Origin of the sequence: Dryocola sp. LX212, assembly GCA_041504365.1 — a bacterium.
In the GTDB taxonomy this organism is placed as follows: Bacteria; Pseudomonadota; Gammaproteobacteria; order Enterobacterales; family Enterobacteriaceae; genus Dryocola.
On the sequence record CP167917.1, the window covers coordinates 2,802,774 to 2,818,007 of the forward strand.

Genomic DNA, 15,234 nt, shown 5'->3' on the forward strand with positions numbered 1-15,234 from the left:
AGAATTAGATAAGTTATTGTTATTTGGCTTTTCTAAGGATGTTTATGCGACGTCGGGGCAAGAGTAGCTGCTTTTTTGTCGCCCGCTGAGTGAGCAGGCTCACAAATTTAAACCGCCATTTCATTATTAGTGGATATTTGCCCCTTTCGGGGCAATAAATTGCAAATGATGGCGTAAAAATTTAAATCTGTTGTCCTGGGGGATCGATGAACGAAGCGCAGCGTCTTGAGCGGATCAAGCTCGACAGCCGGGCGATTTCTTTTAACCGCATGTGGTCGACGAGCGCGGCCTATTACCACTGGCATCAGTGCGTGGAGCTGCTGTATATCTCCAGCGGCTACGGCATTGTGGTGGTCGATAACCAGCACTACACCGCGCGGCCGGGGCGCCTGTTTATCTTCCCGCCCTTCCGCCTGCATAAGGTCCAGGTGGATGACAGCGATAAAAACCACTATCACCGCACCACCATGCACATTGAGCAGTCCGCAGTAGAAAGCGCACTGGGCGAGTTTCCGCGTCACAAGGCGCAGTTTGCCGCGCTGGCCGCCAGCAACGTTCCCGCCCAGGTGTACGACCTGAGCGAACATGCGGCGTTCATGGAGCGCATACTCGGGCAGTTTCACGATTTAGGCCACGACGGCCAGACGCCCGCCTGCGAAGTGGCCTTTATGGTCATGCAAATCATGGCGTTCCTGCCCGCCCAGCCCCAGACGCTTGTCCCCGCCCCGCAGACCGTAGCCTCGCGTATCATGAGCTGGGTGGAGGCGAACTATGCCAGCAAATTCTCCCTCGACGACCTTGCCTCGGCGATGGGCCTGTCCCGTAGCTATACCTCCAGGGTTTTTCGCCAGCAGACCGGCGGCAGCATCCATGAGTACCTGCTGACGCGCAGAATCAAACGCAGCTGCGACCTGCTGCGCAATACCACGCTGAGCGTAGACGAGATCGCGGCGTCGGTTGGCTTCAGCGAGGTGACCTATTTTATTACCTGCTTCCGCAAGCTGCTGCGCCAGACGCCGCTGCAGTATCGCAAGACAAGCCGCACGCGCAGCCCTGGCTGAATTGTTACAACAATGTTATCAAGCATCTGTTTTTATTGCGTTTTAACAAATCAGACGTGGGTCTCAAAGATAATCCTTACATTTTGTAATGCTTAGCGGCAGGGCAATTTTTTAAAGGATTATCATGATTACCATCGAGTTTATCGTCATCATTTTATGCCTGCTGGTTGGCACCCGCTTTGGCGGCATGGGGCTGGGGCTTATCAGCGGCATCGGCCTGTTTATCCTGACCTTTATCTTCGGACTGGAGCCGGGCAAGCCGCCGGTCGACGTCATGCTGACCATCCTTGCGGTTATCGGCTGCGCCGCCACGCTGCAAACGGCGGGCGGCCTCAACGTTATGATGCAGTTTGCCGAACGCCTGCTGCGCAGGCACCCTCAGCACATCACCCTGCTCGCCCCCTTCACCACCTGGACGCTGACTTTCCTGTGCGGGACCGGGCACGTGGTGTACACGATGTTCCCGATAATCGGTGATATCGCGCTGAAAAAGGGTATTCGCCCGGAACGGCCGATGGCGGTGGCGTCTGTTGCCTCGCAGATGGCGATCACCGCCTCGCCGGTATCGGTGGCCGTTGTATCGCTGGTCTCCATTCTTGCTGCAGGACACGGGATTGGGCGAGCCTGGGGCATCCTGGAAATTCTTTCCGTGTCGGTGCCGGCCTCGTTGTTTGGCGTGCTGATAGCCGCGCTCTGGAGCCTGCGCCGCGGTAAAGACCTGGCGGACGACGAAGAGTTTCAGGCCAAAATTGCCGACCCTAAACAGCGGGAGTTTATCTACGGCAGCAGCGAAACGCTGATGAACCAGACCTTCCCGAAGCAGGCGTACTGGTCAACATGGATTTTCTTCGCGGGCATTCTGATCGTGGTTCTGCTGGGTGCCGTGCCTCAGCTGCGCCCGGCCTTTGAGGTAAAAGGCGCGCTGAAGCCGCTCTCCATGAACCTGGTGATTCAGATGATGATGCTGATTGCCGGGGCTGTGATGCTGATAGCGTGTAAGGTTAACGCCACAACCATCTCCAACGGGGCGGTGTTTAAAGCGGGCATGGTGGCGATATTCTCGGTGTTCGGCGTGGCGTGGATGAGCGACACCTTTTTCCAGGCGCATCTGGATGAGCTGAAAATGGCGCTGGAAGGCGTGGTGAAAAGCCACCCGTGGACCTACGCGCTAGTGCTGTTCCTGGTCTCGAAGCTGGTGAATAGCCAGGCCGCCGCGCTGACGGCGGTAGCGCCTATGGGGCTGATGCTGGGGGTAGAGCCGAAAATGCTGATCGCTTTCTTCCCGGCGTCCTACGGCTATTTTGTGCTGCCGACCTACCCAAGCGATCTCGCCTGCATCGGCTTTGACCGCTCGGGCACCACGCGAATCGGCAAGTTCATCATCAACCACAGCTTTATCCTGCCGGGCTTAATCGGCGTGAGCTGTGCCTGCGTGGCGAGCTACCTGCTGGTGATGACGTTCTTCTGATGAGGGAAATGCGGCGGATGACGCTAACGCTTATCCGCCCTGGGCCCCTGAATGGAGAGGGTGCTGCTAGTGCGCTTCGTTCTGCGGCGTAAACTTAAGCTCAATCAGCGAAATCGCTTTCTGAATAGCACGGCGGGTCACCGGGTCTGCCGCTGCGGGCTGGCTGGCAAAATCAATCGACTTCAGCTGCGCGGCCATTTTGTCGCGTACTTCCACCGGCGCTATCACATCAATCACGTCGAGGATCTGTTTAATAACCAGCTGGCAGGCCACCACGTCGGAAACCAGTTCCTGGTCGGCAGAGAGTTGTTCAGACATTTTTAATCTCCTGTTTCAGTATGCGCGCCATAGTACCCGCGGCAGCAATCGCGAGGCAAGATTCCATTCCGGAGAGCATCGTTTAAATCTTTAGTATGTTTTTCAAAGTGGCTGCTGAAGAAAAACTGCGAATTTCAGGCACAAAAAAACCTGCCGCGGCAGGTTTTTTTATCTCGGGACCAGCTTAGAACATGGCGCCCGGCGGTACATCTTTAAAGGTTTTGCAGTAGTTTTCGAACATGCTTTTCAGGATTTTGCGCAGTTTCATGGGTGTGCTCCGGTATTTAATTATGCAGGTGTTGCTCGTTATGCGCTCATAATATGACTTCCATCACACAAATCAACCATTATGTGAGCTGAATCACACAATTTAACTGGGGATTTTACAGCTCATTCACATAAAACAGCTTGCGGATCCAACACTTAACGGGTTATTTGTAGCTCTAAATTTTTAAAACATTATTTTGATTTCGGATGGCAACCATGTCTGACTCCCCTTCCCCGCAGCAAAAACGCGGCCTCTCCCCTACCGCACTGCTGGTTGCCGGCGCCTTTTTCATGGAGTTTCTGGACGGGACCGTGATTGCCACCGCGCTGCCGGAAATGGCCAGAACTTTTGCCGTTGACGCGGTGGATCTGAATATCGGCATGAGCGCCTACCTGCTGACGCTGGCGGTACTGATCCCGGCCAGCGGCTGGATTGCCGACCGCTTCGGTGCAAGAAAGGTCTTTACCCTCGCGCTGGGCATTTTTACCCTCGCCTCCGTGCTTTGCGGGCTGGCAAACAGCCTTGAGCAGTTTGTTGCCATGCGCGTTTTGCAGGGCGTGGGCGGTGCGCTGATGGTGCCGGTCGGCCGCCTCGCCGTTTTGAGAAGCACGCCAAAGCACCAGCTGATTACCGCGATTGCCACCCTGACCTGGCCTGCCCTTGTCGCGCCGATTATTGGCCCGCCGCTGGGCGGGTTTATTACCAGCTATGCGTCATGGCGCTGGATTTTCTATATTAATCTTCCGCTGGGCCTGGCCGCGATGGCGCAGGCCTGGCGAATAATTCCGGATATTCACGACGACGAGCGGCGCCCCTTCGACGGCATCGGCTTTGTCAGCACCGCGGTTGCCATGGTATGCCTGGTCTACGGGCTGGAGAGGCTGGGCGGCGAGCATATTGACCTGCTGGCTACCGGCGGTCTGCTGGCGCTGGGCGCGGCGGCGCTCTGCTTTTCCCTCCGCCATTTCAGGCATGCCGCCCATCCGATGGTCAGGCTGGATGCGCTAAAAGTGCAGACCTTCGGGGTAACGATGTACGGCGGATCGCTGTTCCGCACCTCCATCAGCGCCGTGCCGTTTTTGCTGCCGCTGCTGTTTCAGGTGGGATTTGGTATGGACGCCTTTCACTCCGGGCTGCTGGTGCTGGCGGTCTTTGCGGGAAATCTGACGATGAAACCGGGCACGACCTGGCTTATCCGCCGTCTGGGTTTTAAAAAGCTGCTGCTCGTTAACGGCCTGCTGAACGTTGCCGCCCTGCTCGCCTGCGCATTCCTGACGCCGCATACCGCAACGTGGGTGACAATCATCACTCTTTTTCTTGGCGGGATGTTCCGTTCGATGCAGTTTACCGGCATCAGCACGCTGGCCTTTGCGGATATTCCTGCAAACCAGATGAGCTACGCCAATACGCTGTTCAGCACGGCGACGCAGCTGTCGGTCGGCCTCGGCATTACGCTAGGGGCGATTGGCATCCGGCTCGGGGAAAAAATCAGCGGCTGGCTGGATCTGAGCCCCGTCCCGGGAATGAGCATTAAAATTTCGTTTGTGCTGATTACGCTGATTTGTCTGCTGGGGCTGGTTGATTTACTGCGGCTGCCACGAGCGGCGGGAAGTACGGTGTCGAATAAAGCGTAAAAAAATGGCCAGCTTACGCTGGCCTTAGATTGCTGACAAAGAAGGAAAAAGCGTGGTTTTTCCTTCTTTGTGATTAGCAGCCGAAAATCAATCAATTGATTTTCCTTGTTATTTATTCGGTGAGATCTGTTCGAATCCCATTCTGTTTAGGTTTGTCATCAGTCTGTGGCCAGCTTACGCTGGCCTTCTCATCCATCAGGCAAGGATTTCACGCACGAAGGCTTCAATCTCTTTGTTCTGGCAGTTTTCGAAGAAGCATTTCTGGAAACGCTCGCCGGTAACGGCGGTTTTCACCAGCTCAGGATCGATGGCGCGCAGCGTATCGAGGTAGTTCTCTTTCACCACGGCAGCTTTAACCTGGTTAAGGATGCCCGCGTTGCGAACCTGCGGCTCTTTACGATCTGCCGGATAGCCTTCGCCTTTACGGCCGGTGAAAGCTTTCTCAAACATATAGCGCACGTTCAGCTCGGCACCCCAGCCAAAGCCTTTCGCGAAGGCCAGGGACAGCGCGTTACCGTTGTTGATTTGAGAGAACAGGAAAGCATCCGCCGGATCCAGGCAGTAGCCGCAGACCACGCCCGGGTGAATATTCAGAGACATCATCGCGCCCTGGCCCGTGCCGCAGCCGGTCACGACAAAATCAACCGCTTTTGAATTCAGCAGGATGCTGGCCATAATGCCCAGATGGATATAGGTCAGGTGGTGATCCTGCTCGTCGCTCATCCCCACGTTGTAAACCGGGTACTCTTTTTCAGAAGCCACGGCCTGCAATTCGTTAAGGATGGTGGCATTTTTGCCCGCCTGACTGTTTTCCATCATCAGTGCAATTTTCATCTGTTCGTCTCCTGGTTGGGCACGGGCATTCCCGTGAACTGTAACGACTGGATAGCAAAGTATGGCCTAACCATACTATCTCGCAAACGGACTTTCAAATTTAATGAAAAATAGTTTCATAAATTTAGCCGGGCTCACATTTCTCGTTGTCCCCCTTGCAGGAACGAGATCCACCCGAAGTCAAAACGGCCTTTATTAGCGAAGCAATTTGGCTTAAGAGCAGTTATTTTCGTGATTTAAAGCGAAATTTTTTCGCTTTCTGCTGCGGCTGATTTACAAAATTCCCGGCGTGCTAGACTGGCAGAAAGTGCCAGCCGAGACTTCAATTATGTACCGTTCAATTGCTTTACTGACCGCCCTGTTAATGAGCGGCTGCACCATCAATAAAACGCCGGAGCCGGTAAAAGGCAGCGAAGTGGCGGGCGTTGTGCGCCTGGGCTTCGATAAATCACCGCTGCAAAATGCCCGGGTGGATACCTTCATCGCCTTGTCGGCTGCCAGCCACCAGTGCCAGCAGTGGGGCTATATCTCCGCCCTGCCCTACGGCGAGCCGATCACAACCTGCAGCGTTACCGGCGGTTCGCTGTGCCTGAGCCAGCAGGTTACGCTGGAATATCAGTGCCAGGGAATTGGCATGGAAAAATACGTGCGGGATAATTTAATCGTGCAGTAATTTATTTGCCGCTAAATTACCGGCGGCAAATATTCAGATAAATAATAGAAGTAAGATGAATAACATTAACAACCATTCTCATTACGCTAAAATAATTAACAATCTATTTGCAATATGGACATTATAAAAATAAAGTAGCACTACTATCGGCCCGCAAAATAAAATGGAGCACGCCATGCTGAAAGCAGAAATGGTTGAGAAACTAAACGAGCAGATGAACCTTGAACTCTATTCCTCCCTGCTGTATCAGCAGATGAGCGCATGGTGCTGCTACCACAGTTTTGAAGGGGCTGCCGCCTTCCTGCGCCGCCACGCTCAGGAAGAGATGGAGCATATGCAGCGCCTGTTTGCCTATTTAACCGATACCGGAAATATGCCGCGCATTAACGCCGTACCTGCGCCAGTTAATGAATATGCTTCACTGGACGCGCTGTTTAATGCCACCTATGAGCACGAGCAGTTAATTACCCGCCAGATTAACGAGCTGGCCCACGCCGCCATGACGTCGCAGGATTATCCAACCTTTAATTTCCTGCAATGGTATGTTTCTGAGCAGCATGAAGAAGAGAAACTGTTTAAATCCGTGCTGGATAAACTGAGCCTGGTTGGCAAAAGCGGCGAAGGATTGTATTTCGTAGATAAAGAGCTTTCTACGCTGGATACGCAGGCCTGATATTTATAGATGCATGACCAAAAGGCCGGGGAGAATCCCGGCCTTTTTCGTTTGTGATTAGTGCAGGTTAGCGTTCTGCTTGCTTTGCCAGTAGGCCAGGATGCTGAGCGCCGCTGGTTTGATCTTCTCAATGCTGTCTAAGAAGTCTTCATGGGTCATGGTGTCCAGGTCGTCAAACCGCTCTTCCAGACCGTGCAGGGCAATCGGCTCCATCATCGCGACCAGCTCGGTCGGCAGCGGATCGACTTCCCACAGCAGCACGCCGCGCATATAGCCAAAGCACCACTCTTCAACGATGGTCAACTCCTGCTCCTCCACGAGGCTTACGCCAAACAGCGGTTCATACTGTTCGGGGTAGCTGCTAAGGCGCTCTGCAATGTCGTTGACGTGCCTGAAGGTCAGTTCGACAAATGTTTTCAGCTCGTCCTTAGATTCCCACAGCGGCTGATCGCCCTCTGCGCCCCAGAATGCCTCAAACGTGGCTTCCGGCCCCACATCCTTCGGCCCGGAGAGAATGGCGGTGAGCATGCCGTCCATTTCAGCCATATCCATGATGGAACGCTCGGTAGCGTGCTTCGTCAGCACGACATCAAGCCATTCGATTTCTTCTTCGGTTAACGGTCCCTGGTTCATTATGCGGACTCCAGTTGGGGTAAATTTTGCCGACGCAAGCCGGTAGATGAGAGGCGAATATTAGAGAATACGGGAGAAAAGGGAAATCGCAGGCATTAAAAAACCTCCCGTAGGAGGTACACACGACGCGGCTTCTCATTGATTTTATTATTTTTATTCCCGTGGTGTCCGGGGTGGGACTTGAACCCACAAGACAATAAGCTGAGGGATTTCAAAAACCAACCACAGTTTTTACAAATCATAACCTTATGATTATATTAATATTATTTAAATAGCGATGCGTAATATAGCAGCTTCTCACTTGTTTTTCACCGCTATTTTTAAAGAGCTTTAAAGTCAGTTGATCCACTCAACTTACCAGACCTCATCATTCTTTTTGTTGCGGGAAAAACCCCCAGGCACATGGGGCTAGATCAGTATTTATTTCCAAGCACAGGCTTTTTGAAGCGGCATTAATGCTTCCGATAACCCGGCCAAATCGAAAGTAGTTTGCACGGGGCTTTCATTGTAGGGAGTGATTTGAACATACATCCTGTTCTCATGGGCCAAAGCTTTTATAAACTCAATAGTATTTTCGAGATAGAACACTGCTTTGGGATCGCTGGATATGCTCCAGCGCTTTACTTTTGCCTTCTATTTGTCCATGCGATACAGCATCTGAGCTTCATTTAGCCCCAGACAGGTATCTGTCAGGACATCAGGAAAAATCCACACGCAGATAAGCAAGTGTTGTGAACTGACCGACCTCTGGTGTATTGCCTGTTGTTCCTACCGGATAAGCATGCAATGTGACGTTGGCTCGATTGCTGTCATCCAGCTGGAATGGAATAACGCTGCTGCTGTCGTTAGGGACAAGTGGGCTGCCGCTGCCATCAGTGACCACTACACCTACATCAGGATTATCAGACTGTAGGGCATTAGGTACGTCAGCAGAAGGTGTTCCCTGGAGGCGCAGTGTCAAATTAGCTGTCGCACTAAGATCGTTACACTGAATTGGAACGTTGAATGTTTTAGGCGTATAACTTTGTGGCTTTTGTCCAGCGACTTCAAAATCTCCGGAGAAAAATGACCCTAGCGAAACGACCAATTGTGTGCCTGCACCTACAATACAATTTTGAGGTACTGTAACTGTGCCTGAAAAATAGTAATCCATTGTTGGACTACCGTCTGGTATACATTGCCCATCATTCGCCATGCAGCTATAGACTGAGGCTAATTTCATATTTGGGATAAAGGTTGTGCCGACAAAAGGTTTGCTGATGCGTAATGCCATATTACCATGTGTTCCTGTCGCAGCTGGCTGAGTTACAGGAGCGCTATTACATTTTGTCACATTGCCCGACGTCGCCTGATTTGAAAATGGTATATCTTTCGGCACATCCCAATACTTATCTGAAATTCTTATTTTCGCATCAATATAATTGTTAACTGAATACCATCCATCACCAGCTGCTGACGGAGGAAGATACATTTGTGCAGTAAAGGTCCAGATAACATTCGTTGCGCTGCCGCAATTACAAGACATGGTTGTGCTAAGACCATCCCATGTATCTACCGGGTCTACAGAATAACCAACCGTGTTTTTTTCAGGATCGGTTATATTTAGATTTCCAATGTTTACCGAAACTGCATTTGGGCCAGAAGTGCCGTGACAATTCCCATTCGAAAATGCTGGCTCTGAAAAAAAAGCAATACAACAACAGATGGAAACAAAAAATACTTTACTATTCCTCACTTATTAACCCCTCCAAAATCATCTGCCGCATAAAGCCTGCAATACGGTGCTGAAATGGATAATTTTTCTCAGCCATATAACCTGCTATCGTTTTTAATGTTTCGAACTCGACCATAAAATAAAGCGAGTTGTTTCTTTTAGTTGTCTAGTTGATCTATTCATCAATTATTCTCCTCAATGCATGTAACAGTATCATTAATATCACTTTATGGTAGTCCATTTTTGCAAGGAAGGCCCGACAATCATATACAAAAAATGCCAGGGCTGGATAAATTTACAGTAAAATTCATAGATCAATAGGCATCCGTAAACTAAGCTCACTCTGCTTTATCGTTAAAGCGGTAGGCCATGGTTCGCCTGTGACCTCTGGCATGAGCGAATAGCTGGCGGATGCATCCAACACCCATTAGCCGCCCATTTCACTGCAAAAATCCACCAGCTACTGGCGGTGTTTGACGTTCTCTCCGCTCTCATCTTCTGCCGCAAGCCCGACCATGACTAGCTGTGTCAGCATCAGCTGGCAGCAGTCAATGTTGTTCTGCATAAGACCGGCCAGGTACTCTATTTGACTTCCCGTTTTTGTAACTTAGGCCGCGCTAAAGAATGTTCGCGGTATATGTCATATTCTGCTGTTTTAATATGGTTAATTTCCGTTTCGTTAACTGATGACATACAGATAACTCTAGTTCAGCACGACAGCAAAAAGAAAGTGGGTTTTGGCGTCTGATAGCGCGCAAATTGCGCTGGTAGACATTGCAAATAATAAAAACCCCGCCGTAGCGTAACACCGATCGGTTAAGTAAAATGATCGGTTGAACGATCCGGCAGGTATAAAACTGCGAAAAATGCGGGAGGATGTGGAGCAGTTCATCCTGCCGGAGAAAATAAAACGGCCCAAAGAAAGGGCCGTAGGGATCTCAAAAACCCAGTACCCTGTTCACTCAAAACATCTTAATTGAACGGTGTTACGCCGTAGCTAGGTTTCAATGAAGACGTCTTTCCACCACTCAGGGTAACCCATCATCGCAGGTGGTAAGGCTGAATCTGGAGCGGTCAGCGGGAATCGAACCCGCATCATCAGCTTGGAAGGCTGAGGTAATAGCCATTATACGATGACCGCAACTGGCGGCCCTTGCTGGATTTGAACCAGCGTCATAACGATTATGAGTCGCGCGCTCTTCCATCTGAGCTAAAGGGCCTTGACTTAAGAATAAGTTTATTGGGCAACTCAGTAAACAATATATTTTTTGCAAAGTGTAACTCTTTATGAAACAAGCACATCAACGAACAAGCCACCCCAAGTTTATTGGATTAGCAATGTGCTTATTTCATGATGCAGCAAAAAACAATCTCGCTATTAATTAAATATGTTAATTACTTCGAAGTAGTCTCATGCGAATTATCACGCTGGAAAAGCGTCAACTCCTCTATTCGTTCACCTGATGGAAGGTTACAGTGCCGAACCTCACCTTCTGGATTCTTAACGATTTCAAGCTTACCGGACTGGCACCGCCGAGGTGACTGTGACGCCGGGGCCAGATCCCGGGTTTTGCATATTCTCTTCCTGATGCGTTCTTATTTCAGTGAACTGAAGAACGATTCAGCCACCGTATTGACGCTCCTATGTCAAGAGGGGGCGATTGGCATATGCGAGATCCGATAAAATCAATGGATATAGTTCACGAACGATGTAGCACTTCAGACAGCGTATTGCTTCCATTTTTGTATGCCCATACGCTCCCCCTATGCTCAAACTATAGGGCAGGATCGTCTACCGGGCCGGGGTCAGTCCAACAGACTGCACGATATGACAGGAAAATTGCAGTCGTTCCGGTTGTAGGTGGGCAGTAGAATATTATGAAAGAGTATTATGAAATGGTTGGTTTGTGGCAATAAAAAACCTCCCGTAGGAGGTTTACACGACACTGCTTATCATTGATTTTATTCTTTTTATTCCCGTGGTGCCCGGGGTGGGACTTGAACCCACAAGGCCATAAGCCGAGGGATTTTAAATCGCGTGTGTATTTTAGTAATTTCAATAAGTTATGGGAATTCTTCGCCAATAAACTCAAATTCACACAGCTATAAAATCAATATGTTATCGTTCTCGATCTCCAGCAATGGCGAAGTTTAAAACCCCATCATTTACATGATGGGCACATCGTCGAACTCACCACTCCGGGCATCGTTCAGAACGGCAAGTTATGATCATGCATACGCTCGATAAGGAATACGACGCGGCCCATTACGGTAACATCATCCAGAGCCTCTCCCTCTATCGCTTCGCCATCTTCAGTAATCAGCGCGCCGCCCATCACCTTCGCGAATTCGTTGCGGCCTTCTGTAGCGATTAGCACTACGCACCCAGGCTCACAACGCATAGTCTTATCTATGACGGCGTACCCTGATGATGTTTCGATGGCTTGCCTGTTGCCGCCAAGGCCTAGCAAATTGTTTAGAGTGAGCGTGGTCTCTGTGTAATCTTTTGCTGGAGATGGAAAGCCCATTATCTCACCCCGCCCATGTTCATCATGAAGTAAACTTTGTTCTCACCTTCGTGCGGCGTGTAGTCGCGGAACGAACCCTGATAGAACTCTATCCAGTCGTTGGACTGTTTCAGCGACCAGTGATGATTGACCTTTTCAAGCTCGCGCACAAAGTCGGCAGCTGATACTACCTGGCCCCGCACCGGGTCTTGCTTAATGGCGCTTACGAACGCACCCCTGATGTCATAGTCTCGCGGCATGATGAACTCCTTTATCAAAATACTGTATGCATAAACAGTATTTCAAAACTGGTAGTTGATCAAGTGCTGATCAGACTCGTCTGAGGTGCTAAACTTCTGGCCTATTAACATAAACGAATTTTAAATGCGCAAGCCATTGTTGCAGCGCCTTCTTTTAACAGCATGCCTATGCGGCCTCTGCAAAAATTTCATTAGGGAAATGGGATGAGAAGTGAAATCCACAGCCTCCAGATACTACGAGGGGTAGCCGCAATGATGGTTGTCACTAACCACTTTTGGGGATCCGTTTTCGGTGGCATTTTTAAATTCAATGGCGGCTTTGGTGTGGATATATTCTTTGTCCTGAGTGGGTTCCTGATGGTTTACACTCAGACTGAAAAGCGCGGCCCAGTTACATTTTTCATTGGTCGTGTTAAGAGAATTATCCCTCTTTATTTTATTATATCCCTACCTCTTATCTTGATGTATGTAAACCTTAAAGACATATATCCATTACTTAGTAATATTCTTTTATTACCATCATTCGGTAAAAGCCATCATGAGCTTGCCAATGGCCCGGCATGGACTCTGGTTTACGAAATGATATTTTATGTGTTCTTTGCCATTTCATTATTAATTAGCAAAAATAACGTCAAGGCTTGCCTCATAACCGTTTCAATGATTGCCGCCGCCTTGTACATCACAATATATCAAATAGGGGTATCCCCTAGATATGGATGGATTCACTTGGGTTATATTTTAGGCGACACGCTTATGATTGACTTTGCAGCTGGTTGCATCATAGCTGTAGTTTATCAAAAGGTAAACGTAAAAGCGTTTATAGACTTTAGACTACTAGTATTAATCGCTATAGCTATCACCTATGTAGCTCTTAATATTATGGATGATGCTAGGATTTATAGATTTGGCATACCGGCAATGATACTCATAACCTTTGCAATATACACAAAAGAAGGCAGTGGTTATTTATATAAAGCATTACATACTGTCGGGGATGCATCATTCAGCATCTATTTATCACATATTTATTTCTCTTATGCAATAAAAGCCACCAGAACAGCCAACCAAGTAAGCATAGAAAATACTGAAATTTCCGTCATCTTAATCACATTGATATGCGTATTCGTTGGAATATTCATAAACAGAACAGTAGAAAAACCTTTGATGGATTTTTTATCAAACAAAAAAAACCAACCAAATGGTCAAACAATTAGTTGTAGTTAATGCTTGCAGTTATAAACAAAAGGGGCTTTCGCCCCTTCATCTATGAGGAGGATAATGCAGCCATATTCCTTGTTAAAGCCCCTGAACCAACCACACCGCTCCCAATGACATAGAACCCAGGCGCCTGACCGCTGGCGGCGGTATCGATAAAATAAACTTGGCCTGCAACAACTGTTGCGCCGTTCATCTGCGCTACTCCGGTTAATGGCATTTTTATGTTATTGAAATCTTTTATGGTTGGATATGACGCATAGTTGAAATTACGAATAAAATCACGGCCTATTGTTCTAATATAACAATTGCGAATTGATTGTGATGTGAAAGCATTTCCAATCGGCCACGCGATCGCATCATATGTCATGTTGAATATTCTAACTCCGTTAACATCCATGCCATCCTGCTGCATGTAAATACCTTGATTGCATCTTGTCAGGAACCCACCATGTATCTCCAGATATCCTAGAAAGGAAGTAACTTGTATTGCAAAGTTACCTGTAACATCAGTAATCACGTTGTCAATTAGCAGGGTGTCAGTGGATCCTTTCTCGATAAGAATCCCTGTTGTACCCGCGGTGTTAATGTTATTCCTTTCTATTCTTACGTTTCTGATAAAGAACCCATCGCCAGTAACGCCACAATTGACATGAATTGCATGAAGTGATGAACTTTTAAAATTGTTATCACACACTGTCACATCACTTGCTGTAGATACTCCACCAGTAGTGTGCTGATAAAGCTGGAATGCAATCTTGCAATTCCGTGAGCTATTGTGATGAACCCTTGCGTCTGATGCTGTATATCCTAACTCGTAAGCACCTCCATTAGTTACACCTTCCACAAAGTTAAAAGCAATTTCAACCTCTTGGGAGTTGCCACCATTAAGAATACCGAACTCACCAGCCACACCACTTACATGACAATATGTTATTGACCAGTTATTCCCCTGCCAGTTGATCGCTTGTACTTTGGAATTAGTACATTTAATCCTTCGAATGGTTACCCGATCTCCCTTTCCTCTCAGAGCAACATGCTGTGAATTAAGTATTTCAAAACCAGAAAATTCAACATCACTTATGGTTGTATTCCCAGAGTAGAACGATGGTGTATCGACCGCCGTCGAGGCGAAGTCAAATTGCGGAACGCCTTCGCAAATAAAACTTTTGACAAGATTTACTGTGCCACTACATACAAATGCATCATCACCAATCTGTTTAGACGCAGTTACGATTCGATATGAATTATTAGACATCACACGATTAAGTATAGCGGTAACATCCCCGCCACCCACCGCACCTAGTTGCCTGATGTCCACTACGCCATTCGTCGGTTGGAACACAAATGAAACATTCGTATTCGCCGTTGACTGCACCGCATCAATGTCATTCGGCGTCACACCGCTTGTTTCTACAGCAAGCCAGTACCCTCGCCCACCGCTGGATATATCAACATAACTCTGCAAGTCATAAAGTTGCCCAACCTTAGTCCATGCCGCCGCCTTCAGCGTTGTCATGTCTCGCACGGCTATTGCTGCGTTTCCTACGAGTTGTGCGCCGCCAGAGGCAGAAAGATTTGATCTAAGCGATGCATCACCAACTCCAATCCATGCGCCAGTGCCAATACCCCCTGTCGATTCTGGAGTGGAATCAGCCGGAACATCTTTCGGAAATACGCCATCCCAGCGATAATACTCACCGTCGCCATCAGGCAATGCCCAGCGAAGAACCTGATTAGGAAGCGTTAGTGTGGCCCCATCCTGGAATGAATCAATTAGTATCCACCCATAAGAAGCGATTGCCCGTTCGTTCTGTTTTTCGATTCCATACCACGTCAACCGAGAGGTTCCAAAGCGATCATCCCAGACCTCATTAACGCGGTCATTTTCGCGGTGATCCATATTTTCAGCGTTATCATACAAATCTTTTGCAGCAGCAGACCCCAGCGGATTGCGGGTATTGTAAGTCGTCATT

General features: G+C 48.9%; 16 protein-coding genes and 2 tRNA genes. 6 read left to right on the top strand and 12 right to left on the bottom strand.

Annotated elements, in window-relative coordinates:
- Positions 1–206 precede the first annotated feature (206 nt).
- Both ACA108_13485 and ACA108_13490 read left to right on the top strand, forming a co-directional pair.
- Positions 207–1,061, top strand: coding sequence for a helix-turn-helix domain-containing protein (locus ACA108_13485; protein ID XEX94405.1), 855 nt, complete (start codon positions 207–209; stop codon positions 1,059–1,061).
- A gap of 124 nt (positions 1,062–1,185) precedes the next feature.
- Entirely contained in the window at positions 1,186–2,529 is a 1,344-nt protein-coding gene (locus ACA108_13490; protein ID XEX94406.1) for an anaerobic C4-dicarboxylate transporter, read from the top strand.
- Between the two features lie 66 nt (positions 2,530–2,595).
- Here ACA108_13490 and ACA108_13495 read toward each other — a convergent pair whose 3' ends face one another.
- Complete coding sequence (locus tag ACA108_13495; GenBank protein ID XEX94407.1) at positions 2,596–2,847, bottom strand: DUF2766 family protein; 252 nt, start codon at positions 2,845–2,847, stop codon at positions 2,596–2,598.
- Positions 2,848–3,031: 184 nt separating this feature from the next.
- The gene (azuC, locus tag ACA108_13500; GenBank protein XEX98110.1) at positions 3,032–3,115 is read right to left on the bottom strand and encodes a stress response protein AzuC; all 84 of its coding nucleotides are present in this window, start codon (positions 3,113–3,115) and stop codon (positions 3,032–3,034) included.
- A 215-nt stretch (positions 3,116–3,330) separates the two neighbouring features.
- Between azuC and ACA108_13505 the strand changes: the two genes are divergently transcribed.
- The gene (locus tag ACA108_13505; protein ID XEX94408.1) at positions 3,331–4,749 is read left to right on the top strand and encodes an MFS transporter; all 1,419 of its coding nucleotides are present in this window, start codon (positions 3,331–3,333) and stop codon (positions 4,747–4,749) included.
- Between the two features lie 195 nt (positions 4,750–4,944).
- On the opposite strand, the gene ACA108_13510 is transcribed toward ACA108_13505, so the two are convergent.
- Entirely contained in the window at positions 4,945–5,583 is a 639-nt protein-coding gene (locus tag ACA108_13510) for an RpiB/LacA/LacB family sugar-phosphate isomerase (protein ID XEX94409.1), read from the bottom strand.
- A 328-nt stretch (positions 5,584–5,911) separates the two neighbouring features.
- On the opposite strand from ACA108_13510, the gene yecR reads away from it, so the two are divergent.
- Positions 5,912–6,256 (top strand): YecR family lipoprotein, encoded by a 345-nt coding sequence (yecR, locus tag ACA108_13515; GenBank protein ID XEX94410.1) that lies wholly within the window; start codon positions 5,912–5,914, stop codon positions 6,254–6,256.
- Positions 6,257–6,431: 175 nt separating this feature from the next.
- Positions 6,432–6,929 carry a non-heme ferritin gene (ftnA, locus tag ACA108_13520; GenBank protein XEX94411.1) on the top strand — a complete coding sequence of 166 codons (498 nt, stop codon included), beginning with the start codon at positions 6,432–6,434 and terminating at the stop codon, positions 6,927–6,929.
- Positions 6,930–6,986: 57 nt separating this feature from the next.
- Here the strand turns inward: ftnA and ACA108_13525 are convergent, their stop codons facing one another.
- The 8 genes from ACA108_13525 to ACA108_13560 form a co-directional block, all read right to left on the bottom strand.
- Positions 6,987–7,562, bottom strand: a complete 576-nt coding sequence (locus tag ACA108_13525) for a UPF0149 family protein (protein XEX94412.1) — start codon at positions 7,560–7,562, stop codon at positions 6,987–6,989.
- A gap of 420 nt (positions 7,563–7,982) precedes the next feature.
- A complete protein-coding gene (locus ACA108_13530; protein XEX98111.1) occupies positions 7,983–8,093 on the bottom strand; it encodes a hypothetical protein in 111 nt (36 codons plus the stop codon).
- 166 nt (positions 8,094–8,259) lie between these two features.
- Positions 8,260–9,297 (bottom strand): fimbrial protein, encoded by a 1,038-nt coding sequence (locus ACA108_13535; protein XEX94413.1) that lies wholly within the window; start codon positions 9,295–9,297, stop codon positions 8,260–8,262.
- Positions 9,298–10,342: 1,045 nt separating this feature from the next.
- A tRNA-Gly gene (locus ACA108_13540) sits at positions 10,343–10,417 on the bottom strand.
- 3 nt (positions 10,418–10,420) lie between these two features.
- Positions 10,421–10,496 (bottom strand) — tRNA-Ile (locus ACA108_13545).
- A gap of 175 nt (positions 10,497–10,671) precedes the next feature.
- On the bottom strand, positions 10,672–10,866 hold the full coding sequence (locus ACA108_13550; GenBank protein XEX98112.1) for a DUF333 domain-containing protein: 195 nt from the start codon (positions 10,864–10,866) through the stop codon (positions 10,672–10,674).
- A 620-nt stretch (positions 10,867–11,486) separates the two neighbouring features.
- The gene (locus ACA108_13555) at positions 11,487–11,654 is read right to left on the bottom strand and encodes a hypothetical protein (protein ID XEX94414.1); all 168 of its coding nucleotides are present in this window, start codon (positions 11,652–11,654) and stop codon (positions 11,487–11,489) included.
- Between the two features lie 149 nt (positions 11,655–11,803).
- The gene (locus ACA108_13560; GenBank protein ID XEX94415.1) at positions 11,804–12,043 is read right to left on the bottom strand and encodes a DNA polymerase V; all 240 of its coding nucleotides are present in this window, start codon (positions 12,041–12,043) and stop codon (positions 11,804–11,806) included.
- 252 nt (positions 12,044–12,295) lie between these two features.
- On the opposite strand from ACA108_13560, the gene ACA108_13565 reads away from it, so the two are divergent.
- On the top strand, positions 12,296–13,267 hold the full coding sequence (locus tag ACA108_13565; GenBank protein XEX94416.1) for an acyltransferase family protein: 972 nt from the start codon (positions 12,296–12,298) through the stop codon (positions 13,265–13,267).
- Positions 13,268–13,307: 40 nt separating this feature from the next.
- Here the strand turns inward: ACA108_13565 and ACA108_13570 are convergent, their stop codons facing one another.
- Positions 13,308–15,233 (bottom strand): hypothetical protein, encoded by a 1,926-nt coding sequence (locus tag ACA108_13570; protein ID XEX94417.1) that lies wholly within the window; start codon positions 15,231–15,233, stop codon positions 13,308–13,310.
- Position 15,234: the final 1 nt, after the last annotated feature.

What these genes read in the sequence shown, in the direction of transcription:
- ACA108_13485 (XEX94405.1), top strand. Translation starts at nt 207, where the DNA reads ATGAACGAAGCGCAGCGTCTTGAGCGGATCAAGCTCGACAGCCGGGCG.
- ACA108_13490 (XEX94406.1), top strand. Translation starts at nt 1,186, where the DNA reads ATGATTACCATCGAGTTTATCGTCATCATTTTATGCCTGCTGGTTGGC.
- ACA108_13495 (XEX94407.1), bottom strand. Translation starts at nt 2,847, where the DNA reads ATGTCTGAACAACTCTCTGCCGACCAGGAACTGGTTTCCGACGTGGTG.
- azuC (XEX98110.1), bottom strand. Translation starts at nt 3,115, where the DNA reads ATGAAACTGCGCAAAATCCTGAAAAGCATGTTCGAAAACTACTGCAAA.
- ACA108_13505 (XEX94408.1), top strand. Translation starts at nt 3,331, where the DNA reads ATGTCTGACTCCCCTTCCCCGCAGCAAAAACGCGGCCTCTCCCCTACC.
- ACA108_13510 (XEX94409.1), bottom strand. Translation starts at nt 5,583, where the DNA reads ATGAAAATTGCACTGATGATGGAAAACAGTCAGGCGGGCAAAAATGCC.
- yecR (XEX94410.1), top strand. Translation starts at nt 5,912, where the DNA reads ATGTACCGTTCAATTGCTTTACTGACCGCCCTGTTAATGAGCGGCTGC.
- ftnA (XEX94411.1), top strand. Translation starts at nt 6,432, where the DNA reads ATGCTGAAAGCAGAAATGGTTGAGAAACTAAACGAGCAGATGAACCTT.
- ACA108_13525 (XEX94412.1), bottom strand. Translation starts at nt 7,562, where the DNA reads ATGAACCAGGGACCGTTAACCGAAGAAGAAATCGAATGGCTTGATGTC.
- ACA108_13530 (XEX98111.1), bottom strand. Translation starts at nt 8,093, where the DNA reads ATGTATGTTCAAATCACTCCCTACAATGAAAGCCCCGTGCAAACTACT.
- ACA108_13560 (XEX94415.1), bottom strand. Translation starts at nt 12,043, where the DNA reads ATGCCGCGAGACTATGACATCAGGGGTGCGTTCGTAAGCGCCATTAAG.
- ACA108_13565 (XEX94416.1), top strand. Translation starts at nt 12,296, where the DNA reads ATGATGGTTGTCACTAACCACTTTTGGGGATCCGTTTTCGGTGGCATT.
- ACA108_13570 (XEX94417.1), bottom strand. Translation starts at nt 15,233, where the DNA reads ATGACGACTTACAATACCCGCAATCCGCTGGGGTCTGCTGCTGCAAAA.